Origin of the sequence: Enhygromyxa salina (genome assembly GCF_002994635.1) — a bacterium.
In the GTDB taxonomy this organism is placed as follows: domain Bacteria; phylum Myxococcota_A; class Polyangia; order Nannocystales; family Nannocystaceae; genus Plesiocystis; species Plesiocystis salina_B.
Genome location: NZ_PVNL01000138.1, coordinates 221,559 through 246,473, shown reverse-complemented (window position 1 = coordinate 246,473; position 24,915 = coordinate 221,559). Strand labels below are relative to the sequence as shown.

General features: G+C 69.6%; 17 protein-coding genes and 1 pseudogene. 8 read left to right on the top strand and 10 right to left on the bottom strand.

Going from position 1 to position 24,915, the window contains the following annotated elements; genetic code table 11:
• Nucleotides 1-103: 103 nt before the first annotated feature.
• Nucleotides 104-622, top strand: coding sequence for a hypothetical protein (locus ENSA7_RS37970; protein WP_146158612.1), 519 nt, complete (start codon nt 104-106; stop codon nt 620-622).
• 23 nt (nt 623-645) lie between these two features.
• Here ENSA7_RS37970 and priA read toward each other — a convergent pair whose 3' ends face one another.
• Both priA and ENSA7_RS37960 read right to left on the bottom strand, forming a co-directional pair.
• A complete protein-coding gene (gene priA / locus ENSA7_RS37965; RefSeq protein WP_106094314.1) occupies nt 646-3,192 on the bottom strand; it encodes a replication restart helicase PriA in 2,547 nt (848 codons plus the stop codon).
• Between the two features lie 63 nt (nt 3,193-3,255).
• The gene (locus ENSA7_RS37960) at nt 3,256-3,879 is read right to left on the bottom strand and encodes a hypothetical protein (RefSeq protein ID WP_146158611.1); all 624 of its coding nucleotides are present in this window, start codon (nt 3,877-3,879) and stop codon (nt 3,256-3,258) included.
• A 284-nt stretch (nt 3,880-4,163) separates the two neighbouring features.
• Here ENSA7_RS37960 and ENSA7_RS45945 point away from each other — a divergent pair, with 284 nt between their 5' ends.
• The 3 genes from ENSA7_RS45945 to ENSA7_RS37945 all read left to right on the top strand — a co-directional run bounded on the left by ENSA7_RS45945 (nt 4,164) and on the right by ENSA7_RS37945 (nt 11,510).
• Complete coding sequence (locus ENSA7_RS45945; RefSeq protein WP_106094312.1) at nt 4,164-8,345, top strand: FHA domain-containing protein; 4,182 nt, start codon at nt 4,164-4,166, stop codon at nt 8,343-8,345.
• A 280-nt stretch (nt 8,346-8,625) separates the two neighbouring features.
• Entirely contained in the window at nt 8,626-8,973 is a 348-nt protein-coding gene (locus ENSA7_RS37950) for a hypothetical protein (protein ID WP_106094311.1), read from the top strand.
• 56 nt (nt 8,974-9,029) lie between these two features.
• On the top strand, nt 9,030-11,510 hold the full coding sequence (locus ENSA7_RS37945; RefSeq protein WP_106094310.1) for an Eco57I restriction-modification methylase domain-containing protein: 2,481 nt from the start codon (nt 9,030-9,032) through the stop codon (nt 11,508-11,510).
• Here the strand turns inward: ENSA7_RS37945 and ENSA7_RS37940 are convergent.
• The gene (locus ENSA7_RS37940; protein ID WP_219908132.1) at nt 11,491-11,913 is read right to left on the bottom strand and encodes a GFA family protein; all 423 of its coding nucleotides are present in this window, start codon (nt 11,911-11,913) and stop codon (nt 11,491-11,493) included. The two genes, ENSA7_RS37945 and ENSA7_RS37940, sit on opposite strands and share 20 nt — an antisense overlap.
• 212 nt (nt 11,914-12,125) lie before the next feature.
• On the opposite strand from ENSA7_RS37940, the gene ENSA7_RS37935 reads away from it, so the two are divergent.
• The gene (locus tag ENSA7_RS37935) at nt 12,126-13,673 is read left to right on the top strand and encodes a hypothetical protein (protein ID WP_146158610.1); all 1,548 of its coding nucleotides are present in this window, start codon (nt 12,126-12,128) and stop codon (nt 13,671-13,673) included.
• On the opposite strand, the gene ENSA7_RS37930 is transcribed toward ENSA7_RS37935, so the two are convergent.
• Both ENSA7_RS37930 and ENSA7_RS37925 read right to left on the bottom strand, forming a co-directional pair.
• The gene (locus tag ENSA7_RS37930) at nt 13,670-14,392 is read right to left on the bottom strand and encodes a hypothetical protein (protein ID WP_106094307.1); all 723 of its coding nucleotides are present in this window, start codon (nt 14,390-14,392) and stop codon (nt 13,670-13,672) included. The genes ENSA7_RS37935 and ENSA7_RS37930 overlap by 4 nt on opposite strands.
• A gap of 38 nt (nt 14,393-14,430) precedes the next feature.
• Nucleotides 14,431-15,090 carry a hypothetical protein gene (locus ENSA7_RS37925; protein ID WP_106094306.1) on the bottom strand — a complete coding sequence of 220 codons (660 nt, stop codon included), beginning with the start codon at nt 15,088-15,090 and terminating at the stop codon, nt 14,431-14,433.
• Between the two features lie 120 nt (nt 15,091-15,210).
• Here ENSA7_RS37925 and ENSA7_RS37920 point away from each other — a divergent pair, with 120 nt between their 5' ends.
• Nucleotides 15,211-15,582 (top strand): phosphopantetheine-binding protein, encoded by a 372-nt coding sequence (locus ENSA7_RS37920; protein WP_244924045.1) that lies wholly within the window; start codon nt 15,211-15,213, stop codon nt 15,580-15,582.
• A 38-nt stretch (nt 15,583-15,620) separates the two neighbouring features.
• Here ENSA7_RS37920 and ENSA7_RS37915 read toward each other — a convergent pair whose 3' ends face one another.
• Nucleotides 15,621-16,598 (bottom strand): lysophospholipid acyltransferase family protein, encoded by a 978-nt coding sequence (locus ENSA7_RS37915; RefSeq protein ID WP_146158609.1) that lies wholly within the window; start codon nt 16,596-16,598, stop codon nt 15,621-15,623.
• A 90-nt stretch (nt 16,599-16,688) separates the two neighbouring features.
• A complete protein-coding gene (locus ENSA7_RS37910; protein ID WP_106094304.1) occupies nt 16,689-17,936 on the bottom strand; it encodes a TMEM143 family protein in 1,248 nt (415 codons plus the stop codon).
• A 134-nt stretch (nt 17,937-18,070) separates the two neighbouring features.
• On the opposite strand from ENSA7_RS37910, the gene ENSA7_RS37905 reads away from it, so the two are divergent.
• Nucleotides 18,071-19,378 (top strand): cytochrome P450, encoded by a 1,308-nt coding sequence (locus ENSA7_RS37905; protein WP_106094303.1) that lies wholly within the window; start codon nt 18,071-18,073, stop codon nt 19,376-19,378.
• A 6-nt stretch (nt 19,379-19,384) separates the two neighbouring features.
• On the opposite strand, the gene ENSA7_RS37900 is transcribed toward ENSA7_RS37905, so the two are convergent.
• The 3 genes from ENSA7_RS37900 to ENSA7_RS37890 all read right to left on the bottom strand — a co-directional run bounded on the left by ENSA7_RS37900 (nt 19,385) and on the right by ENSA7_RS37890 (nt 23,784).
• Complete coding sequence (locus tag ENSA7_RS37900) at nt 19,385-21,394, bottom strand: serine/threonine-protein kinase (protein ID WP_106094302.1); 2,010 nt, start codon at nt 21,392-21,394, stop codon at nt 19,385-19,387.
• Entirely contained in the window at nt 21,391-23,247 is a 1,857-nt protein-coding gene (locus ENSA7_RS37895; protein WP_106094301.1) for a serine/threonine-protein kinase, read from the bottom strand. The genes ENSA7_RS37900 and ENSA7_RS37895 overlap by 4 nt, the downstream gene beginning before the upstream one ends.
• A 156-nt stretch (nt 23,248-23,403) precedes the next feature.
• On the bottom strand, nt 23,404-23,784 hold the full coding sequence (locus ENSA7_RS37890; protein ID WP_106094300.1) for a hypothetical protein: 381 nt from the start codon (nt 23,782-23,784) through the stop codon (nt 23,404-23,406).
• Between the two features lie 403 nt (nt 23,785-24,187).
• Between ENSA7_RS37890 and ENSA7_RS45615 the strand changes: the two are divergent.
• Nucleotides 24,188-24,586 (top strand): annotated as a pseudogene (locus ENSA7_RS45615) (eCIS core domain-containing protein); the annotation flags it as partial.
• Nucleotides 24,587-24,915 lie beyond the last annotated feature (329 nt).

Sequence of the window (24,915 nt, the reverse complement as noted above, 5' to 3'; positions counted from 1 at the left end):
CGTCATACCCGAGTCCCACCTCGAGATGTCGCGAGATCCACCAAGCGCCCAGCACGACGGGACCGACCCTGAGCGATCCCATCAACAACGCTGGAACCACGACATGACGCGGGCGGCGGTCGGGGGCGCGCTGACCCTGGTGATCGCCACGGGGGCGGCCGGGCTGTTGGGTTTCGGGAGCTACTTCGAAGCTCGCCGCCTGGTCGAAGCGCTGCGCGCGGTGTTGCCGTTTCTCGGCTCGGCGAGCATGGGCGCGAGCGCGTCGGTCTTGGCCTTGATGCTCACCTTGCTGGGGATCAGCCGCACGGCGGATACGCGGCTCACCGAGCTGTTCTACCGGCGGATCCTGTGGATCGGGCGACAGGCCAGCGCGCTGTTCTTTGGCTCGCTGTTGCTGCTGCTGACGCTCGCGGTGCCGATCATCGAGACCGACGCGCTCGACGGCGCGCAGGACATCGTGGTCCTCCAGTACTACGCCACCTCGGTCCTGCTCGCGCTCATGACCGGGCTCGCGGTGTCGATGATCCTGATGCTGCAGAGCACCTTGTCAGATCTGATCATGGTGCTGGGGCTGCGCGTCAAGGACCACCCCCTCGTCAAGCACGACGACGACGACGAGTGACAGCTCGACCGAGTTCAGGCCGCTCACATCAGCGTGTACGGATCGACGTCGACGCGGGCCACGGTCCCGATCCGTCCGCGCCCGCGCGCGCCGAGCTCGTGGCGAAGATGCCGAAGCACCCAGCGCAGCGCGTCGCGTCGGCTGGTCCGCAGCAGGATCTGCATGCGCAGCCGCCGGTTGATCCGCTCGATCGGCGAGTCGATCGGGCCCAGCACCTCGACCCGGGTGGCGCCGCTGGCTTGCGCGACCCGGGTTGCGAGCGCGCCGACCGAGCGACCGAGCTCGCGGGCCCGCGCGTTGACCTGCGAGCGATCTTCACCGCTGATCCGCAGCAGCGCGACGTAGCCGAGCGGGGGGTTGCCGAGCTTGGCCCGCGCGGCCAGCTCCCACTTGGCGAAGCCCTCGAAGTCATGGGTGTGCGCGTACTGGATCGCCGGGTGATCCGGCGCCCAGGTCTGCAGCACCACGCGCCCAGGTCGATCCCCGCGCCCGGCCCGACCCGCGACCTGGGTGAGCAGCTGAAACACCCGCTCGGTCGCGCGAAAGTCCGGCAGCGCCAGCCCCTGATCGGCGCGCAGGACCCCGACCAGGGTCACGCCCGGGAAGTCGTGGCCCTTGGACAGCATCTGGGTGCCGATCAGCACGTCGGCCTCGCGGTTGCGAAATCGATCGAGCAGCTCGGTCAGGGCCTTGCCGCGCGAGGTGTCGCGATCCAGTCGGGCGATCCGGACCCCGGGCAGCGAGGCCGCGATCGCAACCTCGACCCGCTCGGTCCCGGCCGCGCCATGCTCGAGCTCGGTGCCGCCGCAGCTGCGACATCGCTCGGGCGCGCCCTCGATGTGGCCACACAGGTGACACATCAAGCGGTTGCGCTTGAGGTGATAGGTCATCGCCGGGGCCGAGCAGTCGGGGCACTGCTGAAACGAGCCGCAGGTGGTGCACGACAGCGCGGTGGTGTAGCCGCGTCGATTCAAGAACACGATCGCCTGCTCGCCCGCGGCGGCGGTCTCGAGCAGGCGGTTGCGCAGCTTGGCCGACAGCAGCGTGTCGCGGTCGGGCAGGTGCTCCTTGAGGTTGACGATCTCGACCTCGGGCAGCGGCCGCGGGGTCGGGCGGGTCCGCAGGGACAACAGCGAGAGCCGCTGCTCGCGGGTCCCGTGCCAGCTCTCGAGCGAGGGCGTGGCCGAGCCGAGCACGACCACCGCGTCGAGCTTGCGACCGCGGACCAGGGCGACGTCGCGGGCGTTGTAGCGGACCCCCTCGTCTTGCTTGAACGACGCGTCGTGCTCTTCGTCGACGACGATCACCCGCAGGTTGGGGACCGGCGCGAACACGGCCGAGCGGGCCCCGATCACGATCGGTCGCTGCCCCGCGCGGATGTGGCCCTGCACGTCCAGGCGCTGCTGCGGGGTCAGGCCGCTGTGCAGCACCGCGACCGCGTCGCCAAACCGAGACCGAAAGCGCTCGGCCAGCTGCGGGGTCAGGGCGATCTCGGGGACCAACACGATCGCGCCCCCACCACGCTCGCGGGCCTCGGCGATCAGCTGCAGATAGATCTCGGTCTTGCCGCTCCCGGTGATCCCATGCAGCAGCGAGGCCTCGAAGTGGCCGGCGTTCAGGGCCGCGAGCAGGCGCTCGAGCGCGGCGTGTTGATCCGCGGTGAGGGTCGGGGGCGCGGTGCTCGGGACGGCCGGCGACGCGAAGGGATCGAGCTCGCGCAGGCGCTCGGACGCAACCACCAGGCCCGCGTCGACCAGCGGGTCGATCAGCTGGCGAACCCGCGGAAACGGCCCGCGCAGCTCCGACACGGAGGTCCAGCTCGCGGGCGGCTGCAGGTCGAGGTAGTCGAGCAGGGCCCGGCGTTGCTTGCTGCGGCCGACGACCTGGGCGATCGCGGGCTCGTCGGCGCTGCCGCTGCGCAGGCGATCGGTGCGGCGATAGTGCGGCTCCGTGCGGGCGCGTCGACGCTCGGCCTCACCGGTGTCGACCTCGACCAGCCCGCGGGCAGCCAGCGCGGACAGCCGCATCAACGGCGCGGGGATCGGCGGTCCGCTGGTCTGCTTGGTCAAGCTCGCGACCACGAGCCACTTGGCCGTCGGCGTGGCGCCTTCGTCGTACAGGCGCGCGAGCAGCCGACGATCGTGCGCGTGCAGATCGGGGTCCGAGCCGAGCGCGGTCGCGCCTGCTTCGGTCAGCTGGGCCCGCCGGGCGTCGACCCCCATCGCCGAGCCCGGCAGCGCCAGCCGGTAGGTCTCGCCGAGCGGGGCCAGGTAGTAGTCGGAGATCCACTCGCACAGCGCGACGAGGTCGGCGCTCAAAGCCGGCTGCTCCGGTGGATCGAGCAGCTCGAGCAGCTCGCGCAGCGCCCCCTTCTCGGGCAGCTCGGCGACGCCTGGGCGGACCACTCCGATCAGCGCGCGGGCACCAAAGGGCACGACCACCCGGGTGCCGGGCGCGGGGATCGGCAGCTCCGCGGGGACCGAGTAGGTGAACGCCTGATCCAGCGCGACCGGGACCGCGACCGATACCAGCCGCGAAGGGTGCTGCTCGCTGCGATCCTGGGTGGCCAAGCTCGTGCCCTGTCTGGAAGTCTGGGAGTCTCGCCCGAGGTCTCGGAAGCTCGAGCTCGCGTGTCAGCGCCGCCGTCCTCGGGACCCGCTCGCGCGCGCGCGCGCGCGCTGCTGCGTTCGGGTCAGGTGCAACCCCTGCCACAGCTGACGCGCGCTGACCAGGCGCTCGATCACGCCCGCACCAGCGGCCACGAGCGCGACCACGAGCAGCCCGCGGCCGAGCCACCCCGACCACACGGCCCACAGTCCGGCCACGCCCGCCACGTCGACCGAGCGCGCCGCGGCAGCCGGCGCCGATCGCAGCCACACCAGCGCGACGACGAGCGCGGCCGCACACGAGCCAAGCGCGACCCACGAGGGGATCTCGCCGTGCTCGCGCTCGACCCCGAGCTTGCGACGGCTTTGTCGGCGACCGTGCAGCAGCATCGCCGCGCCAGCGAGCGTGGCCAGCAACCCCAGCAACGCCGCGGCGGCGAGGCTCGGATCCGGCAGGGCCGGCCCGGTCTGCGTGAACGCTCGCTCGAGCGCCGCCTCGATCCAGGCAGGCGCGTGGACCCCAAGCCCCGCGACGACTCCCCAGCAGACCAGCGCAGCCACGCCGAGCGCGAGCGAACGTGAACGTGGGCGCAGTCCGGCCGCTCGCGCAGCTCGCAGACGTTGCTCGCTCGGCGGGACCCTGGCCGACACCCTCGGGTCCTCGCAGCCCGCAGCGCCAAACGCAAGTATTGTGACCGCGGCGGCCAGCCTCGCAGCCGAGCCGACGACCAGCCCCGTGGGACAGTCCCCCGACCTGCGAACACGCCTGTGGGGTCACGGCGAGGCAGTTCCCGGGGCTAGCGATGCCTCGATCCACAAATTGGCCTCTGACCACGACCTGCAGCTGTCTGTGGGTCGTCCGTGGTTCCTAAAAGGAACGGCCCCGTGGATCTGTGGGCGCGCGCCGGGTTAGTCTCCGGCACCGAGCCATCGCCATGATTCGCATTTCGCTCAGCGAAGAGGGCAAGCCCCCGCGGCTGCTGACCTTCGACCGGCCAGCCGTGACGATCGGTCGCCGTGAAGGTAACGACCTACGCCTCCAGACCGCCGGGATCTCCGGCATGCACTGCAAGATCAGTCGAGTCGGCAACGGCTTTCAGGTCGAGGATCTCGGGTCGACCAACGGCACCTACCTCAACCGCCGCAAGGTCGTGCAGCCCAGCCCCGTCAACCCCGGTGACGAGATCGTCGTCGCCCGCTGGACGATGAAGGTCGTCGCGGATCAACAGGGCGCGGGTCCGCAGGCTGGGTTGGCGCAGCCGGTCGTCAACCGTGGGCCCGGCGGGCCTGCCCGACCGGGTGGACCCGGCGGACCCGGTGGACCGCCGAACATGCGTGGACCGGGCGGGCCCGGTGGACCGCCGAACATGCGCGGACCGGGCGGACCTCCAGGGCAGGGCATGGGCGGACCTCCGAACATGCGCGGACCGGGTGGACCCGGGGGACCCCCGCGACCTGGTGGACCTGGTGGACCACCACCAAACATGCGCGGCCCGGGCGGACCACCCGGGATGGGCGGGCCACCCAATCTTCAGGGTGGCTTCGCCGAGGGACCACCCCCGCGTCAGGGCGGTCAGACGCTGCCGCCCATGATGGGTGGCGGCGGCGGCGGCGGCATGGGTGCCCCGGTCGATGCCGGTCACACCATGCCGCCCGCGCTCGGCGGCTCCGCACCCAAGCTTCGTGGGGGCGGGCCCGCGTTCGGCGGGCCTCCCTCGTTCGGCGGGCCTCCTGGGTTGGACGGCCCGCCTGGGTTGGACGGACCGCCCGGCTTCGACGGTCCGCCCAGCTTTGACGGTCCGCCTGGGTTGGACGGCGTCGATCCTCCGCCTGCGTTTGGCATTCAAGCCGGGCCGCCCGGTCTCGACGGTCCGCCCGGTCTCGGCGGGCCGCCTCAGTTCGGTGGCGGTGGGCCCTCGCTCTCGGGTCCGCCCTCGTTTGGCGGACCCTCGGGACCTGGATCGGCGTTGGGCGGGGGGCCTCCGTTTGGCGGTGGCGGAGCGCCCCCGTTTGGCGGCGGTGGAGGGCCCTCGCTCAGCGGCGGGCCGTCGTTGGGAGCAGGTCACGGCGGCGCGCCCTCGCTCAGCGGCGGGCCATCGCTAGGGGCGGGTCACGGCGGCGCGCCCTCGCTCGCCGGCGGGCCGTCGCTGGGGGCAGGTCACGGCGGCGGGGCGGCGCTCGGCGGCGGCCCTTCGCTCGCGTTTGGTCCTGGAGGTGGTGGCGCGGGCGCGGGTGGCATGCCCAGCCTGGCTGGCGGCGCGATGGGGGCGATGCCCGGCGCCGACCCAGGCGCCGCCGGTTCACGAGTCCCGGCCCGCCCCGAGCGGCGCAAGGCCGGCGAGCCCGACGACGAGTACCTGCGCTGGGACGAGCTCGCCAACGCGTGGGACGACAGCGGTCGCAGCGACAACGTGCTGCTCGACGGCAAGAACATCAAAGAGGCCGAGGTCTGGTACGAGCGCAACCGCAACCGCGATCCCAAGCCCACGGCGCTGCACCGCGAGTTCATCGAGGCCAGCAAGAACCGCAAGCGCAAGAAGCTGATCCGGATCGCCGGGGTGATTGGCGCTGGCGTCGGGACGATCGCCGCCGGGGGGATCGTCGCCAAGCTGTTGATCGGTGGAGATCCCACTGGCAAGGGCGACGACGACGAGGGCGGCGGCGAGACCAGCGAGCTGCGCGAAGGCGAAGACCAGATCTACGAGATCGCCAACAAGGCGGCCGCCGACGCGATCGCCACCGCCGAGACCGACGCGCGCACGGCCGCGCTGATCGCCGCCGCGGCCCTGCACCTGGTCGCCGCGACCCCGGTCGTGGCTGGCTCCGATCCCGATCGCGCGCTGCGAACCAGCCTCGCCCGGACCCGCGGCCGCGCGCTGGTCGACGAGCTCAACGCCGGCAGCGGCAAGGCCGTCAGCGCCGTCGCCCTGTCTCCCAACGGCGACAAGGCCATCGCGACCGCGGGCAAGGACGCGATGGTCTGGAACCTGTCGAGCGGCAAGACCCAGCCCGTCCACCTGCGCGGTCACCAGGGTCCGATCATCTTGGCCCAGGCCACGCCCGACGGGCGCTGGCTGGTCACCGCCGCCGAGGACCGCACCATTCGTCTGTGGGATCTTCGCGCCGACGACCCCGGCACCGACACGCGGATCCTTCGTGATCACAAGGGCAAGGTCAACAAGGTCGACTTCTCGAAGGACGGCCGCTGGATGATCTCGTCATCGACCGAAGACGGGCGCCCTCGCATCTGGGATCTGCACGCCGCCGATCCCAGCAGCCCGACCGGCGCGATCTCGGGTCACGAAGGGGTGATCACCGACGTCGCGATCGCCGCTGACGGCCGCGCCGCGTACACGGTCAGCGACGACACGACCGTCAAGATCTGGGCGCTCGACAATGGTCGGGTCGGCAAGCGGGTCTCGCTGAGCGGCCACGAGGCCCCCGTGCTCGCCGTCGACGTCAGCAACGACGGGCGCTGGCTGATCAGCGGCGGCCAGGACCAGACCGCCCGCATGTGGGACCTGACCTCGTCCGCGCCGTGGCGCAACCCGGTCGTGTTGATCGGTCACACGGGTCCGATCAACAAGATCGCGATCACCCCGGACTCCAAGCTCGCCGTCACCGCGTCGAGCGACAACACGCTCAAGATCTGGGAGCTGCAAGCCAAGGACCCGGCGGCCACGGGCGTCACCTTCAAGGGCCACCAGCAGCTCATCAACGATCTGCGCGTGGACTCGAGCAGCACCTGGGCCGTGACCGCGGGCAAGGACGCCAAGGTCATCGCCTGGAACCTGGCCAAGCGCGCGCAGGTGGTCGAGACCATCGAGTTCCCCGGTCACACACGCGACGCGGGGGCCGTGGCCCTGTCCGCCGACGGCCGCTCGATGATCTCGGGCTCGATCGACGGCAACGCGTACGTCTGGGACTACCGCGGGGGGACCGACGCCTCGAACGGCAACTACTTCCCGGCCCGCCTGCACACGGGCACGATCGCCGACGTCGACATCAGCCGCGACGGCAAGCGCTTCATCAGCGCTGGCAGCGACGCCAAGGCCGTGCTCTGGGAGTTCGAGCCGAGCGGCCGCCCGTTCCCGCGCGACGTGCTGGTCGGCCACCAAAAGCCGATCAACGCGGCCGCGCTCGCGCCTGGGGGTCGCTACGCCGCCACGGCGGGGCAGGACCAGAACATCCTGATCTGGGACATCGTCAAGGACGACCCAAGCGAGAACGCCACCAAGCTCGAGGGTCACACCGGCGAGATCATGGATCTCGTGTTCAGCTCGGACGGCTCGCGGCTGTTCTCGTGCGGCACCGACAAGTCCGTGCGGGCGTGGTCGGCCGAGTCCGGCTGGGCCGGGACCGAGCTCATCGGCCACAACGACGAGGTCGTGCGCCTGGCGATCTCGCCCGACGACAGCCTGCTGATCTCGGCCGACATCACCGGAGCGCTCATGGCCTGGGATCTCAACGCGCCGCTCGGTGAGCCCAAGCAACGGTTCAAGCCGCACGAGCGCGAGATCTGGACGCTCGGGTTCAAAGAGGACGGCAGCGTGATGATCTCGGGCAGCGCCGACCGCAACGCGCGGGTCTGGACCATGAGCAGCGAGGGCCTCGCCAAGGCCACCCTGGTGCTGCGCGGGCACACCGACACCATCAACAGCGGCAGCTTCTCCAACGACGGCAGGTGGATCGCAACCGGCAGTCGTGATGGCACCGTGCGGCTGTGGGACCGCAGCTCCGACCACCCCGAAGAGAACTCTCGCGCGCTCGAGATGATCGACTCCAACGGCGTCGAGTGGGTCCGCTTCGGGCCCGACAGCAAGCGCTTGTACGCCGGCAACGGCGACGGCAGCGTCCACATTTGGTATCCCGAGCCGCTCGAAGGTCGCGATGATCATCAGCTGCTTCGCGGCCACGAGAAGAAAGTCTCGGCGATGGTCATGCCCATCGACGGCAGCTTCTTGCTGACCGGCAGCTATGACGGCACCGCGCGAGTCTGGCCAATGACTCCACCGCGCATGGTCCAGCTCGGTTGCTATGCCGCCGGGCGCAGCCCCACTGAACAAGAGTGGCAGACCTGGCTACCTGGCCAGCCCTACAAGCCGATCTGCGGCTGACCGCGTACGCGACGCGCCCCTGTCAAGGGGGGCATTTCCGCGCGAAAATCGGCCCAAAGAACAAAAAGTTGGCTGGATTCCATGGCCGATCTCGTGAGCTATCGCCCCTAGAGCGACACCGCCGCGCCGTTTCTGCGCCTGCACAGCCACTTTTTCGATCTAAAGACCATTTGCCGGCGCTTGAGATTGGCTTTTTGCCCCGCCAGAGAAGTGTTGATCGGCACGCGAAACGCTTCGAGAATAGGGCGGCTGATCCGACGCGCGCGGTTCCAGGAACCCCATGTACAAGCTCATCACCCTCTCAACGCTCTTACTCGGCCTGGCGCTCGCGCCAGTGCTCGGTGGAAGCGTCGGGCAGGACCGCCACGGACCCGCGCGTGGCGACTCGCTCCACCCTGACTATCTCGATCAACTCGAGCACGCCGAGCGGCGCGTCGGCGATCAGACCAGCGCCGTGCTCGACGCCCCGGTGGCCTCTTGCGAGTGGCGCTGCGAGGCTTGCGAGGCCGATCAGGGGTGCAGCCAGACGTGCACGGAGATCGGCAACTGCGGTAGCACTTGCAACGTCATCGCTCGCTGTGACGTCGGCTATGCGTGGGATGAAGCCAGCTGTAGCTGCGTGAATTGATCGGCGTCGCGAAGCGCGAGGGGGCTGCCGCGTCAGCATCATCGCCAACGTATGCAATGTCCGTCCTGCCCGCCGCCGACGCCATGGAGCTGCTGCGTGGGGTCGCGGGTGAGCAACCCGAGCGCGAGCCCGCGGGACTCCATGAACAGCGACTCACGCTCGTTCTGCGTCTGATCTTCTTGTACCTCGCCGAGGCCCGGTCTCTGCTCGGGACCGACCTGCAACAACTGCACACGGACCTGCGGCAAGCCAGCGATCTCCAGCGCAGCGCCGACGCGTGGCCGCGGCTCATGGGCATGTTTCGCGAGCTGCACGAGCGTCGTGGTGGTCGGCTGTTCGGGCCACAGCGGCTGTCGCTGCTCAGCGCGGCCGCCCCCCGTGACGCGACCGTGCTGGCGCTGCTCGAGCTTCTGAGCCCCTACGCCGAGGCCGACGTGGAGCTGCTTGGCCGGGTCTACGAGACCACGCGCGCGCCCGAGCAGCGACGCCGGACCAGCACCCACTACACGCCCCGGGAGCTCGCCGAGCAGATCGCCAGCCGCGCCCTCGAGCCGCTGGCGCGAGCCCGGGACCCGGCCTCGCTGCGCGTGTGCGATCCAGCGATGGGCTCGGGCGTGTTTGTGCTGGCTGCGCTGCGCTGGCTTGTCACCAGGACCGGCGCTGGTGATCACGGGCTGCGTCTGGCCCTGACCAACCTGTTTGGCGTCGACGAGGATCCCGACGCCGTCGAGCTCGGCAAGCTCTCGGTGTGGCTCGAGACGCGCGCGGGCGGGCTGCGGTTCGATTGCTTCGACCACGCGCTGCGCTGCGGTGACGCGCTAATTGGTCTGCAGGTCGAGCAGCTGCGACGCCTGAGCTGGAATGTCGAGCATCGCGGTGAAATCCCCAGCGCGGGTCGGGAGATCATCGACCGGGCGCTCGAGCGCTGCGCGAGCGTCCGCGCGCAGCTCGAGTCGGGGCGATCACCGAGCGCGGCCAGTCAGCAGGCCCAACAGGATCTCGAACCCGCGCGGGTCCTCGCCGATCACCTGATCGCGGCGTTCCTGTGCTCGACCAAGCTCCGCGAGCGCGCCCAGGCCCGGGCGCGGGTGCTCGACCACATCGGGGAGCGCGGGGAGCTCGGGGAGCTCGACCGCGCCGGGCCGCAGCCGTTTCACTGGTGCCTGGAGTTTCCCCAGATCGGACCGACCGGCTTCGACGCGATCATCGGCAACCCGCCGTTCCTCGGCAAGAATGGGATCCTCGCCAAGCGGGGCCGGCCCTACCTCGACTGGCTCAAGCTTCAGCACCCGGGGTCGCACGGCAACGCCGACTACGCGGCCCACTTCTTTCGTCGCGCGAACGTGCTGCTGGGCGCAAGCGGCGGGACGATCAGCCTGGTCGCGACCAACACGATCGGCCAAGGCGACACCCGCACGACCGGGCTCGCCGCGCTCGTGGCTGATCGGGCGTGGATCTACGACGCCGTCGAGCACCTCGAGTGGCCGGGGGCCGCGAACGTCACGGTCTCGATCGTTCACCTGGCGCGCGGGGTGTCCAAGATCAAGCCGCGGCTCAACGGCGCCGACGTGGCGTGTATCGACAGCCGCCTGCGTCCGTGCCCCGAGCGAGCGGATCCCGTCACGCTCGCGGCCAACGCCGAGCTGGCGTTCATCGGGACCTACGTGCTCGGCCGAGGCTTCGTGCTCACGCCTGCCCAGCGCGACCAGCTGATCGCCCAGGATCCCCGCAACGCCGCCCGGATCCGGCCGTATATTGGCGGCGAGCAGCTCAACACGTCGCCGACCCAGGCCGTCAACCGCTACGCGATCGACTTCGAGCAGCGCTCGCAGGAGCAGGCGAGCGCGTGGCCGCTGTTGCTCGAGATCATCCGCCGCGAGGTCAAGCCTGGCCGCGACAAGCTCGGTGACAACGCGGATGGTCGTCGTCGCAAGGCCTATTGGTGGCAGCACGGCCGCGCGACCCCTTCACTGCACGCCGCGCTCGCGCCGTTGTCGAGGTGCCTGGTCACCTCGCTGGTGAACAAGCACCTGGTGTTCGCGTTTCAGCCGGCCCGGCGGTTGTTCTCGCACAAGTTATGCGTGTTTGCGCTCGACTCCTGCGCTGCGTTCGCGGTCTTGCAGTCGCGGGTGCACGCGGCCTGGGCGTGGTTGCTCAGCTCGACCATGCGCAATGCTGGGATCAACTATTCGCCCAGTGATTGCTTTGGGTGCTTTGCGTTTCCGGTGCTCGGGGCCGAGCTCGAGCTCGCCGGGGACCGGCTCGAGCGGGCCCGGGCGCGGTACATGATCGAGGCCAACGTGGGCCTGACGAAGACCTACAACGCGCTGGCAGATCCGCGGGCCCGGGCGCCGCAGCTGGACGAGCTGCGGGCGCTGCACGTCGAGGTCGATCGCGCGGTCCTGGCCGCCTACGGGTGGGGGGACGTCGCGGTCCCGGAGTATCTCGGACCGCGCGAGGTGTTCGACCGCGAGGTGATCGAGCGATTGTTCGCCCTCAACGCAGCGCGCAGCGGGATCACCCCTCCGGCGCCGTGAACAGCGCGAGCGCCTCCGCCTCCGTCAGCCGCTTGTGCTCGCCTGCGAACGCGTACCCATCTGGCTTGCGATCGATGAACCACTCCATCTCGAGCGGGAGCCCGCTGGGCTCATCGAGCACCCCGAGCGCGATCGACATCGCCCCGTGATGCGGGCCCTCGGCGGTGATCCGATAGAACAGCGACGAGCCGCAGCGCGAACAGAACCCGCGCTCGGCCCAGCTCGACGAGCTGAACACGGTGATCGCGTCCTCGCCCTCGAAGCTGACGTCCTTGGCCATCGCCGACAGCAACACCCCGCTGGTCCACTGCCGACACATCCCGCAGTGACAGGCGCTGATCTTTGGGGCGACGTCGGCGGTGAAGCGTACCGCGCCGCACATGCACTTTCCCGTTCGTTGCATGGGCATAGCATCCCACTGGCCAGCGCGACCGCGCCAGCGCCCCGACCCGAACGGACCCGAATGCGCCCCCCAGCCACGCAGGCAGCGTGTTCGGACCCGTGACAGCATGAGTTGCGCGCAGCTCTGGCGGCGTCGGCCGAGCGCGACGGTGTTCGATCACCGCGCGTGTGATCCCGTCACGAGGCGCCCGCAACCACGCTACGCTGCGCCCCATGGCTTTTTTGGTCTCCGACGTCTCCACGGCACGCGTGTGCTCGCCGCTCGCCCTGGCGCTCGCCCTGTCCAGCGCGAGCTGTCTCGGACCCAACCCCCTGATCGACGCTGGTGAAGACGGCAGCGAGAGCGCGACGGACACGGGTGACGGGGACGGGGACGGGGACGGCGATGGCGACGGGGACGGCGACGGCGACGGGGACGGGGACGGCGATGGCGACGGCGACGCCGGCAACTGCGACAACGGCGTGCTCGATCCCGGCGAGTCCGATGTCGACTGCGGCGGCGTGTGCAGCCCCTGCGCAGACGGCCTGGCCTGCGTCGAGCCGAGCGACTGCGCGTCGCAGGTGTGCGGTGACGGGCTCTGCCTGGCCCCAACCTGCGATGACCTGGTCCACAACGGCGACGAGCTGGACGTCGACTGTGGGGGTCCCTGTCAATTTTGTGAGCACAGCCCGCTGTTGAGCGAGCTCGATGACTTCGAGGGCACCGGGGCCAAGCACCCGCAGGTTGCGATGTTCGCCGACACCAGCTTCGCGGTGACCTACACCGGTCCGATGCTGGCGCGCGCGCGATGGTTCAACGAGGACGGACAGCCAAGCGGCGCCAGCGTGAGCCTCAGCGACACGGTCATGTACAGCGCCAGCGACCCGCTCCGCCTGGTCGCGGGGGTCGACATGGACCACCCGATCCACGCGCTCGAGCCTGGCGTCGACCCCATGAGCATGTCGCCGGACCTGTTCTTGATTCAGCGGGGACCCGTCGACCCCGTGAGCCAGTCGCGGGTCAACGCCCTCAACAAGAGCGTCAGCGTGGGCGACCTGAGCCTCGATGACAGCCGGGTGACGATCACCTGGCTGCAAGACAACCAGGTGCTCGTGCGGCGGTGGGACTACGACGTCGGCGGTGGCACGTGGATCGACATCATGCCGTTCATGCCCGAGACCGAGCCCAACACCTACCACGCCCGGCAGCCAGTCCTGGGCCGCAACAGCGCGGGCATGGTGGTGCTCGCCTGGATCCGCTGCCCGATCATGAACGACTCGACCTGCTCGGTCGCCGTGCGTCGGTTCGACGCCGGCTGGATCGACCCAGCCCCCGTCATCGTCTCGACCGCCACCGAGTACTATCTCAACCCGCAGGTCGCGGTCGCCGAAGACGGTCGCACGGCGGTGTTCTGGGTCCGCCTCGACATCGACAACATCACCGCGCGCGCGCGCCTGCTCGACGAGGACTTCGCGGTGGTCGGCCAGCAGTGGGATCTGCAGGACAACCTGGCGCTCGCTTCCTACGGCGACGTCGCCGCGCTGTCGGACGGCAGCTTCGCGTTTGCGTGGTCGGACCGGGCCCAGGAGCGCGTCCGCCTGCGCCGCTACATCGGCCCCAACCAACCCATGCTGCCCGAGCTCGACGACGAGGCACCGTGGGGGGACGTGCCTGTGCCCGACACCGTCAGCCTCTCGAGCGTGGGCAACCGCCTGGCCGTGGTCTGGTCGGGGACCGTCGACATGGTCTCGCAGATCCAGGGCCAAGTGCTCACTTTTTAGCCGGTCTCGGCGACCAGCAGCTGCTCGGTGTCGTGGGCCGTCGAGGGCGCGTCCAAGATCTCCCCGTGGGCCGGCACCATCACGGTGGGCGGGTGCTTGCGAATATCATCGAGCATCGCGCGCAGCACCGCTCGCTTGTCCTTGGCGATGACCATGTGCGCGAGGTGAAACACGCGGTACCCCGGCGCGCTCTTGGTCAGCGTGAACGCCATCCGAATCAGGAATTTCGCCGGCAGGTCGCCGATGTTGGCGAGGATGTCCGACGCGTACCAAACGTAGCCGCCGTCGACCTTCACGCGCGCCCAGGTCTCGCCGCACTTGCTCGCTGGCGACTCGATCAGCGCGAGGTCGTCGCCCAGCAGCGGCTGCAGCGCGGACAGTGGCTCGAGCTCGCCAGCGTTCTTGGACTTCTTGGCGATCCGCTCGGCCGCGCCCGGGGCCGCAAAAAACCGAGCCTGGGGGAACAGCTCGCGCCAGCGGCCGAGGCCCATGTGGTGGTGGCCGTTGTTCGTGGCGATCGCCTCGACCTCGCCGAAGCTCGCGAGATCCTCGAGCTGCTCGGCCGAGACCCTGGGCGGCGGGCTGATCACCAACAGGCCGCCGCTCGCGAGCTTGGCGACGAAGCAGTTGGAGGTCGCGCCCGCGCCAAACTCATAGGTGAGCACGAGGACGCCGCGGTCGGCGTCGATGATCTTCCAGCCGTGTGGGGTGGTCTGCATCGCCCGGATGATGAACCATCTGAAGTCGCGTCGTCAGTCTAGCCGGGGACTATCAGCAGCGTCGTGGCCGAGGCCTGGAACAGCGGCTCGAGCTGATGGTAGCTGCGCTGCTCGGTCAGAAACCCGATCGTGTGGATCCGTCCGTAGCGCTCGGTCATGCGCAGGTACACCCGCACGCCGCCCCAGACCGGGTGGTTCGGGAAGCGCATGACCAGCGAGATGTCATCGCCCTCGTCCGAGCCGTCGACGACGTCGATGTCGGGGTGGTCGGGGAAGTTCAGGTTGGAGAACAGCCGCTCGCGTGCGGCCGCGAGCCCCTTGTTGCCGAGGTTTCGCTGGCTGTCGACGAACACCGAGGCCGCCAGCCCAGACTCGCAGCCCATCGCGATCGGGCTGTGGCTGCGCGCGAAGCTGGGGCTCTGCTCGGGCACCTGCTCGCCCTCGACCCCGGGCGGGAGCCGAACCAGCACGCGGTCGTCGAAGAAGGCCGTCGGGGCGTCGCCGACCACGGCCGGGCAGGCTGGACCCAGCTCGACGACCCCGGGCGGCGCAGCCCCGCGCTGCTCGATGAACACGGCCGGCGGCGGGGCAACGCCGAGCTCGGGCAGCGGAGCGACGCTCGGGGTGTGGCCGCAGCCGGCGGTCGAGATCAGGATTGACAGGATCAGGAGCGAGGCTGGGACGAACCTGACGGGCATTGGGCGAGGGACGCACGATCGCGGCCGAGGTTCCCGGACGCTGCGCTGTGCGACCCGTGGTGCGCCCCGCGCTAGCTTGGACCCATCGAGAGGCCGAATTCGACCCCCGGAGGCCGGCCCATGCCCGGCGTCAGCTGGACGCCCACGGTACCGCCGACTACCATCATCGCGCCCATGCCCGGCGACGCCGCACGCAAGATGACCCGGGAGCAGCTCGAGGTGGAACTCAAGGTCCTGATCATCGACGCCCTCAAACTCGATGAGACGTCGCCGGAGGACATCGACAGCGAGGCGCCGCTGGCCTCGGCGGGGGTCGGGCTGGACTCGATCGACATGCTCGAGCTCGCGATGGCCGTGCATCGCCGGTTCGGGATCACGACCGAGGGCGACGACGCGGCGAATCAGCGCATCTACACGAGCGTGCGCAGCCTCGCGGAGTTCCTCGAGCAACAACAAGCACGGGGCGCGGCGCTGCGCCCAGTCGCTGGCTAGCCAAGCGGGAGGCGGGGGGTTGCGATGACGACCCCGGTTCACGAGCCGTCGCCGCTGTCCTGAGCGGCAACGAAGCCGTTGACCTGCTCCCACTGCCCGTGCAGCCACACGATCCGGTCGTCGCGGCCCTCGGGGATCTCGCGCGCGGGGACCCTCCAGAACCGGACGCGGATCACGGTGCCGATCAGCTGCCCGCGGAGCAGTGACGCAAACGAGACGGTGCCCTCGAGCCCAGTGTGGGCGCAAAACAGCACGTCCACGCCACGTCCACGCTCGAGCAGCGCGAGCGGTCCGCCGTGGCGCGGGGGGAGCACGTGGGTCAGCGCGCGGACCTGGGCGACCCCTCGCTCATCGCCCGCGGCCTCGAGCTTCTCGAGGATCCGCGCCCGCTTGCGCAGGCCAAAGCGCGTGCCCTCGGGGTAGATCAGGACGCCCTCGCGGCCGAGGTTGTCGGCGAGACGGGCGACGCCCTCGATCTCCTGCTCGCTCCCGACGCCACGCTGTACGAAGTAATTCTCTAGCTGATTGCCGACCAGATCCAGGCAGGGATCCCACAGCAGCTCGTGCTTGAGCACGTAGCGCAGCACGATCCCTCGCGGGCCGCTGATCAACAGGCCAGGGAGCAGCGCGTCGGCGGTGCTCGCGTGGCGCATGAACACGAGCAGCGGGCCATCGCCGATCGCCTCGGCGCCCTCGACCTCGAGCCGCACGCTGAAGATGGCGAACGCCGAGCGCGCGAGCGCGGCGACCCACAGGCACTGGATCTGAAAGCTCCTGGCGAGCACCCGCTGGCGATCCACGCCGAGCGCGAGCGCGAGCTCGAGCGTGAGCGCGACGGCCACCCCGACGCTCTCGCAGATCAGGGCGACCATGACCATCACGTAGGTGCGCGCGAGCACGAAACGGCGGCGGATGCCGAGGTCGACGAGCAGCGCGAGCGGCAGGAGTACGGGCGCCGCCGCCCACACGAACGCGCACGCGAGCACGACGAACGAGCAGCTCAGCGAGCGCCGCACGAGCGGACTGGGACCCGACCCCTCGCTCACCTGTGTGGCCCCCTCACTGCCGCTCCTCGATCACGACGCTCAACGACCTGTGAAAGAAATTTAGCTTGGGCTCAGGATTGTGTCCCAGCGGGCGCGGAGCTGGGCGAGGGCGTTGTCGGGGGCGCAGGCGGTGTAGCGCTGCTGCTCGTCGCGAACGACCAGGCCCAGGGCCTCGAGCTTGGTCAGCGCGTCGCCAACCTCGAAGTCGATCGTGACGCGGAACCGCTCGCTGAGCCAGGCCTCGACGGCGGCGTCGAGTTCGGGCGCGGTCAAAGCCTTCGAGGTCTGCCCGTCAGCTGCGCGATGCAAGAAGTAGTAGGCCAGCAGCGCCTCCTTGCACTCCTCTTCCTCGGCCTCGTCGACCAGCCGCGTCAGTACCCCCTCGTTGTTGTCGAGGTTGCGAAAGTACAGGTTCTCGGACAGCTCCTTGTTGAACAGCACCCGGCGGTTCCTGAACTTCCCCCACTGACGGAACAGATAGGCCCCGAGCACGACCAGCCCAGTCAGCCCCGTGATGATCGAGCCTGTGTCGATCTCGCCGCGGCGAAGCCCCAACAAGATCGCCAGCGCGAACGCAGCCGGGATCATCTTCGCGATCACCGGGATCCCGCCCAGCAGCGCTGGCACACCAAAGAACAGCTTGTCCGACGCGCGCATCTCGAGCTGGCAATTGGGAAACAAGATCTCGAGGTCGGCCTTGGGGATGTTGCGAAACAACTTGAGGATCGTCGTGCCCGGCTCGAACTTGGCGCGGGACCGCTTGACCTGCGCCGGCTCGAGCCCGGTCTCCGGCTCGAGCCGGATGTACAGGCACACGCGATCGAAGGTCGGGACCTGAACCACCCGCTGGCGCAGCCCGTACCAGCGCGGGACCTCGGCCGCGCGCTCGGTCTCGCCGCGGGCGTAGATCACGAATTCTTGGTACACGGAGGTGTCGACGACCACGCTGAGCGGAAACAACGAGCGCTCGGCGAACGCGTGGGCGACGTCATCGTCCGTCAGCCTGCGATAATTGCCACGCTCGAGCACCGAGCGGAGCCGCTCGTTGAGCAGCTCCGCTCGCGCCTGGTTGGGCACGGTCGCCACGTCAAATCGCTCGTCGTCGAGATCCGGATTGAACGGCGCGTAGCTGCGCTTCATGAGCTCGAGCTCGGCGTGGAACTCGAAGTGGTAGATCGCGGTCAGCGTCTCGAACAGCGCGCCCATGGTCGCGCAGCCGGGGGCTCCGTCGTCGGTCGCAGCCGCGTCTTCGAGCAGCGCCGCGAGCACATCGCGGCGGGGGACCGGAATGTCTTGAAAGCGAGCCATGCCCCACGCGCAGCATAACCCACCTGACCCGACCTCGACGCGGAGCCGCAGGAGGCCGCAGCAGCTGCGCGAGCCGCAGCCGTTGATCAGGAAGGTCGAGCGCCGATTTGGGTGTAGCCTTCTGCGCGTCGACGATGTCCAAGCCCGCTCGAGATGCACCCAAACTCCCCGGCCGCTGGCCGATCCTCGGCAACATCCCCAGGTTCTCGCGCGACGCGGTCGGCTTGCTCCGAGATGCCCAAAATCAGCTCGGACCCGTGTTTTGGATTGATCTGGGCTTCGGCAACAACGCGTTCATCGTGATGTCCGACGAGGGCTTCACGCTGCTCAAGAACAAGGACACGAATTCCTCGCACTTGCGCGAGTTCCCGATTCTGGGCAGCTCGATGCTGACCGTCGACGGGCCGCAGCATCGACGCATGCGGGGCGCGAGCAGCTCCGCGTTCACGCCCGCGGGTCTGAGCCGCGCCAGCGTCGGGGAGCTCATCGCCCAGACGCTCGAGGGGCGGATCGCGACCTGGCGTGGCCGCGACCGCGTGCCGATCGTGCAAGAGGCCAAGGTCATCGCGCTCGAGGTGATCTTTCGGATCATGGGCGTCGACGTCGACGATCTGCCGTATTGGTCGCGCTGGTACACCGAATTCTTGTATGGCGCGATCAACATCAAGCTCATGTTTCCAGGCTCGCCAGCGTGGCGGGCACGACGGGGCCGGCGAAGGCTCGAGGTCAAGATGCTCGAGATCATCGCCCAGGCCCGGGCGCAAGGGGATCGAGACAGCCTCGTCGGTGCCATGGCCCACGGCAAAGACGACGACGGCGCGGGCATGTCGGAGCAAGAGTTGATCGACAACCTGCTGGTGCTCGGGCTCGCCGGCCACGAGACCACCGCCTCGACGATGGCGTGGTCGATGTTTCACCTGGCCAGCTCAGCGAGCGCGTGGACCCGGCTGGTCGACGAAGCCCAGGCGCTCGCCGAGCTCCCGCGGGATCCAACCGAGATGGCCCAGGTCGCGCCGTTCGCCCTCGCGGTTTTTCGCGAGAGCCTGCGCCTGTACCCGCCGGTCGTGATCGACTCTCGCCTCGCGCACGAGCGGTTCGAGCTCGAGGGCTACGTCATCGAGCCCGACATGGTGGTGGCGACCAGCTTGCTGCACCTGTCCCGCGACCCCCAGCGGTACCCCGATCCAGACGACTGGCAGCCGCAGCGATGGCTCGACCACGACCGCAAGCCCACCGCCCTGGAGAACTGCCAGTTCGGCGGCGGCCCGCACTTTTGCCTGGGCTATCACGTCGCGCTGCTCGAGGGCGCCATGTTCCTGGTCCACGTCGCCCGCACCCTCTCAAACTGGGGCGTGCGGCCACAGCCGCTCGGATCCATACCCAAGGCCACGTTCTTGCCGCTCACCCAGCCACCAGGCAAAGCCCAGATCCGGCTCGGCTGAGCTCGCTCAGGACTCGGGCTCGGCCGCGGCCCCGAGCGCCAGCATGGCCGCGCGGACGTGCCGTTCGTGCTCTTGCTCGGCGTCGTGCACCGCGAGCCCGAGCTCGACGGCCCGGCGCATCAGGTCGGCCGCCGCGAGGATCGCGGTGACGCTCTGGGCCCGGCGGACCTCGAGCTCGCGCAGGCGATCGAGACCGTCGAGCAGCTTGACCTGGGCAGCGTCGGGCTCCTCCCGGGCCTTGGCCGCGGCGAGGCCACGCACCAGCAGACCTTCGTCGAGCTCGGCCAGCTCCGCATCGATCGCGTTGATCAGCGCGACGCGCCGCTCGATCTGTGAGACCAGCGCGCCGACGGGCTCGGTCGCCATGTCGATCTGTGCGGCCTCGCCCTGGTTGCTCGCGCGGTGATCGACCAGACGCTGGACGATCAACGCGAGCTCACCCAGCAGCTGCCGCAGGTCGGCCGCGGGTTGGTCCTGGATCAGCGCAGACAGCCGCGCGACCAGCGGATCCGAGGCGGGCAGCGCAGTCGGACCCGCGCGCAGGCACATCAGCGAGCGACCCCACCGCTCGAGCCGCTTCCGGTTGGCCTTGCGAAACCCGTGCAGGAGCAGGCCGCCAAGCGCCGCGCCGCCCAGCAAGAGGCTGGGGATCACCACGATGGCTGGCGCCCCGACCACCAGCGCGGCCCCGGCCGCGAGCACGGCCACGCCGCCCAAGACCACGCCGGTACGCCGCTGCCCACGGGTCAGCGCGCCCGCACCCTCACCGCGATCTTGGGCGTCGAGCTCGACGATCTTCAGCTCGATGCCCTTGGCGGCGTAGCGCTGCTGGATCCGCGCGGCCGTGTCGGGATCGAGATCGTTGAAGAGCGTGCAGGGCAGGGGGATCCGCCGCTCGATCTCCTGCTTGGAGTACATGCGCGCGTCGCCGACGACGAAGTTCAAGGCCGGCGCCTGGCCCTCGCACAGCTCCGCGCTCAGCTGCTGCAGCGCCGCCATTGGCTCGGCGTCTTCCTTGACCTTGCGCAGGACCAGCTTCACCCGCGTGTTCGGGTCGGTCTCGGGCCCGGCATGCCGAAACTGGACCGCCAGCTTGCCGCACGCCGTGCACAGCCGCTGTCCGAGCGGCATCGCGGCGCCGCAGCTCTGGCAGCTCGACTGACCTGGCACCAGCGCGCCCAGCTGGGCCTGGCCACGCAGCACGTCGGCGACCAGGCCGGCCGCGCGCGGCCTCGCGGTTGGATCGGCGTCCAGCAAGCTGGCGACGAGCGCGTCGATCGGCTCGGGCACCTCAGGCTGGATCGAGCGCGGACGCGGAGACGGACCCACCGGTCGCAGCAGCGCGTGGGTGTCCGGGAACGGGAGCTGCCCGGTCAGCGCCCGAAACGCCAGGACCCCGACACCATACAGATCCGCGCGGCCATCGACGGCGGTGCGCATCAGCAGCTCCGGCGCGGTGTAGGGCGAGCCCTCGAGCACCAGGCTGGCGGCCGTCCGCGTCGAGAGGATGTCGACGCGCGCCAGGCCAATGTCGACGAACACCGGGCCCTCGTCCGTCAGCGCGATCTTGGCTGGCGAGAGATCGCGGATCACCATGCCCAGGTCGTGCAGCCGCGCCAGGCGATCGCACAGCGTCGCGAGGATCGCCGCGACCTCGTCGGCGGGCGCGGGCGCCCGGGTCTCGAGCCAGGCTTCGAGGGTCTGGCCGGGGGCGTGCGGGCGCAGGCGCCACGGGGGCCCGTCGTCCTGCGCGGGGCCCCAGGTGATCAGCGGCGCGACGTCCTGCAGGTCGAGGGCCGCCAGCCGCTCGACGTCGCGTCGGTAGCGACGCCGCACGCACTCGTCGTTGGCCAGCTCTTCGACGAGCTGCGCGAGCACGGCCGCGCGACCGTCGGCCAGGCGCAGCTGCCAGCGCCGCTCGTTGCCGACCCGCGTGGGCCCGGCGAGCACGACCGCGCCGCTGGCTTCGGGTCCCAGCGCCGCCGCCAGATCGACAGAATTCGGCAGCGCGGTCACAGGCCCTGGACCTCCTCGAGCGCCTCGACGCGGGCCCGCAGGTCACCGAGCGCGTCATCATCATCATCGTCGGCCTCGGCCGCGCGCAGCTTGGTGGCCGTCGCTCGGGTCCGCAGGCCCTCGAGCGACCCCGACAGCTCGAGCATGCGCCCCGACCACAGATCGCGCTGATGCAGCAGCGCGCGGGTGTTGTCGTCGGCGAGGTTGAGGTCGACGGCGGACAGCTGCCGATCAATGCGCGCGAGCGTGCCGGTCGTCGCGGTCGCGCGGGTCAGCGCGAGCGCCAGCTGGTCATCTTGTTCGGCCCCGATCCGGTTGCGCAGCGCGAGCACCTGGCGGATCACGGCCCGCAGCGCGTGGCGATGGCGGGGTTGGTCCAGCGCAGGGATCAGCGCCTCGACGTCATCGAACGCCGCGCGCAGCTGGGGCCCGAGCGTGTCTGGACTGCGGCCCGTGCTGCGGGTCACCGACCTCGCCGAGTGCACCGTGGTCCCGACCACCGCCCCGATCGCGCCAACGGCCAAGACCGCGATCACGCCGACGCCATTGTTGAACATGCCACCCATCGAGGTCAGCGCGATCACCCCGACCCGCCCCGCGAGCTTGCTCGCCTTGGACCGGATCAGCGGGTGGCGGATCGACGACCCCTCGATCGGCTCGGCGGCGAACCCCAGCGCGGTCAACGACGCCACCATCGCCTTCGCGCTGCGCTCACTCACCTTCGTGACGAAAACGACCGGCAGCCGGGGGATCCGCTCGCGCAGCCACTTGCCACCCTCGAGCCCGAGCTGCGGGTTTTGTTTGAGCCACCCGAGCAGCTGTTGGCGCAGCTGGTCGTCCATCTTGTCGCCGACCTCGCCGGGCCCCGTGATCACCACGCCATGGTTGCCAGCCTCGAGGGTCGCGCTGGCGAGCCCGCAGTTGAGGCACACCGCGACATGGGCGACCAGCGCGTGGCCGCAGCCGGCACACGAGGACTCGATCGACGCGACCCCGCTCGCAGTCTCGCCGACCAGCGCGAGCGCCGACTCGCCATCGGCGAGCTGTGCCAGGCGCCGGGCCACGATCCCGGCCGAGGGCGGTCGATCGGCCGGCGATTTCGCGAGCAGGCTCTGAACCACCGCTCGCAGCTCGGGCGACAGATCTTCGGGCAGCGGCGGGACCGGATCTTCACGGTGGCGACGGAGCACCCCAAACGGGGTCGCCGCCGGGAACGGCACGCTGGCCGTCAGCATCTCGAACAGCATGCAGCCGAGCGCGTAGAGATCGGCGCGGGCGTCGACGGCGAGCGGCTCGATCGACTCTGGCGCCATGTAGTCGGGGGTCCCGAGCACGGTCAGGGCGCCGGCCTCGACTCCCGCCAACGAGCTGGCCCGAGCCATCCCAAAGTCCGCGATCTTCAGGACCAAGTCGGCGCCCGCTCCCGCGACCAGCACGTTCGCGGGCTTGAGATCGCGGTGCACGATCCCGTGTCCGTGCGCGTAGGCCAGCCCCTCGGCCAGCTGCCGCCCGAGCTCGGCCACCCGGCCCTCGGGCATCGGCGCCTCCCGGGCGACCAGCACGTCGAGCCCAGACCCTTCGACGAGCTCCATGCGGACGAAGCTGCGCTGATTGCCGGCCTCGTCGATCCCGATCGCGCTGCCGTCGACCCGGACCAAGTTGGGGTGCGACAGCCCCTCGAGCAGCCGCGCCTCTTGCCCAAACCGCGCCGTCGCGCTCTCGTCTCCGTCGCGCGACGCGTGCAGGAACTTACCCGCGAACACGGCCCCGTCGGCGTCCGTGACCGCGTGCACGCTGGCGACCGCTCCCCGCCCGAGCAGGCGTCCGATCCGGTAAGGCGCTGCGTCAGTCATGAGAGCCGCACGGACATCTTGGCACTTCAAAGCCGACTCCTGCCGCCTGGGCGCACGGTCCGCGAACGCGCGAGAAAATCTAGCAAAAAAGCTCCGCCCCGGCGAGAGCTAGATCCCTTGACACCCAATTTCGTGGGCGTTTGAGTCAAGTTTGGTTCAGGCGGCGAGCCTCCCCGTTTTCCACAGCTTGGTCACCACTTCATCGACCTTGTTGAAGGCTTTCCGCAGGGGGATCGGTGCCGGTGGCTGAGTGTCGTGGACGGCGGCGTGTCCCGGACGGAGCACGCGGTTGTAGGTGCGGGTGATCAAGAGCGCCACTCGGAAGCCGAAGTCCGTGACTTCGTACCGGTGCGAGTTCGGGATCCGTTCGATAAGCCCGTGCAGCCGGAGGAGACGTAGGTCGTAGGTCATCTTGCCCTGGGTGAAATGGCCGGGAGCGAGGCCCAGCAGTTGCGCCATGAGTTCGCGCAGATGTTTGTTGGTGAAGCCACGGGGCAAGAGTCGGAAAAACAAAATCGCCGAAAGCAGCGCGGGCACGCGCGGGTCGCCGAGGCGCAGCCCCGACGCCCGGTGGTCCCTCCTTGGCTTTGAAGTTCTTCAGGTAGGCCTTGGCGACATCCTCCTTGCGCTGCTTCTTGTGGAGCTTCACCAGGTCGATCACCTCGCGCTCGGCAAAGCGCTCGATCGACCTGATGAACGTCTCCGTCATCGGCGCCATCAGAGCTGACGACGCGAACGAGTGGCCACGGTGCTTCCGCCAAAAGTGCGCGACCCCCCGTTCGCTCTGCAGGATGGGGACGTAGAGGTTGAGGTACATACGGTCGATGCACTCGACCTCCAACTCGACGTGCCCCTCGAGCACGTCGGCGACGTTTCGCTGTATCATCCTCCGTCCAACAAAACACCACAACATCGAGTCCGCCCCACTTTGTCCCGGACGATGTCGGAGTTCGCAGGAGGCCACCCCGACTCGGAGCCCGAAACCACCGTCTTTCGCCGCGCGTCCACAACGCAGGCTCAGCCAACTCTAAGCTCCAATCTGCCGGTCGTGCAGCGACAGTGCACCGACTGCGCGGCCGAAGACGACGATCCGGTTCAGCGTCAGGGTGCGGGCGCGAGCCCGAGCGCGACAGCCCGGCGTGGACGAGTGCAAGACGCCGCTGCGAGCGGGGTCTCTGGCACCGGTTCGCGGTTACCCCACTTCTACCGCATCCAGTCTTCGTTCGGCAAGCACGACCTCAGCCACTTCCAAGCCTTCGTGGGAGATCGAGCCGCTGCCGCGAGCAAGGCCATCGGCGCGCGCGCGTATACGATCGGCGATCGGGTGGGGTTTGACGGTTCGCCGAGCCTCGAATTGGCTGCCCATGAGGCCGCCCACGTAGTGCAGCAGCGCCAGGGCGTGCAACTCGCCGGTGGCATCGGGACGAAAGACGACGAGTACGAGCGTCACGCGAATACCGTGGCCGCCGACGTTGTCCGGGGGAAATCGGTTGAAGACCTGCTCAATGACGCTCCCACGACGAATCGCGGCCCGGGTTCCGAGCACGCTGGCCCTCCACGTCGACCCGTCAATGCCGACCAAGACCGAGGTAGCGCCAACGTTCAACGGTCCGAGTGGGATCCAGTGAGGTGGGCCGAGTGTTTGGGAGCGGGGTATCCGGATACGGA

What these genes read in the sequence shown, in the direction of transcription:
- ENSA7_RS37970 (WP_146158612.1), top strand. Translation starts at nt 104, where the DNA reads ATGACGCGGGCGGCGGTCGGGGGCGCGCTGACCCTGGTGATCGCCACG.
- ENSA7_RS45945 (WP_106094312.1), top strand. Translation starts at nt 4,164, where the DNA reads ATGATTCGCATTTCGCTCAGCGAAGAGGGCAAGCCCCCGCGGCTGCTG.
- ENSA7_RS37950 (WP_106094311.1), top strand. Translation starts at nt 8,626, where the DNA reads ATGTACAAGCTCATCACCCTCTCAACGCTCTTACTCGGCCTGGCGCTC.
- ENSA7_RS37945 (WP_106094310.1), top strand. Translation starts at nt 9,030, where the DNA reads ATGTCCGTCCTGCCCGCCGCCGACGCCATGGAGCTGCTGCGTGGGGTC.
- ENSA7_RS37940 (WP_219908132.1), bottom strand. Translation starts at nt 11,913, where the DNA reads ATGCAACGAACGGGAAAGTGCATGTGCGGCGCGGTACGCTTCACCGCC.
- ENSA7_RS37935 (WP_146158610.1), top strand. Translation starts at nt 12,126, where the DNA reads ATGGCTTTTTTGGTCTCCGACGTCTCCACGGCACGCGTGTGCTCGCCG.
- ENSA7_RS37930 (WP_106094307.1), bottom strand. Translation starts at nt 14,392, where the DNA reads ATGCAGACCACCCCACACGGCTGGAAGATCATCGACGCCGACCGCGGC.
- ENSA7_RS37925 (WP_106094306.1), bottom strand. Translation starts at nt 15,090, where the DNA reads ATGCCCGTCAGGTTCGTCCCAGCCTCGCTCCTGATCCTGTCAATCCTG.
- ENSA7_RS37920 (WP_244924045.1), top strand. Translation starts at nt 15,211, where the DNA reads ATGCCCGGCGTCAGCTGGACGCCCACGGTACCGCCGACTACCATCATC.
- ENSA7_RS37910 (WP_106094304.1), bottom strand. Translation starts at nt 17,936, where the DNA reads ATGGCTCGCTTTCAAGACATTCCGGTCCCCCGCCGCGATGTGCTCGCG.
- ENSA7_RS37905 (WP_106094303.1), top strand. Translation starts at nt 18,071, where the DNA reads ATGTCCAAGCCCGCTCGAGATGCACCCAAACTCCCCGGCCGCTGGCCG.
- ENSA7_RS37895 (WP_106094301.1), bottom strand. Translation starts at nt 23,247, where the DNA reads ATGACTGACGCAGCGCCTTACCGGATCGGACGCCTGCTCGGGCGGGGA.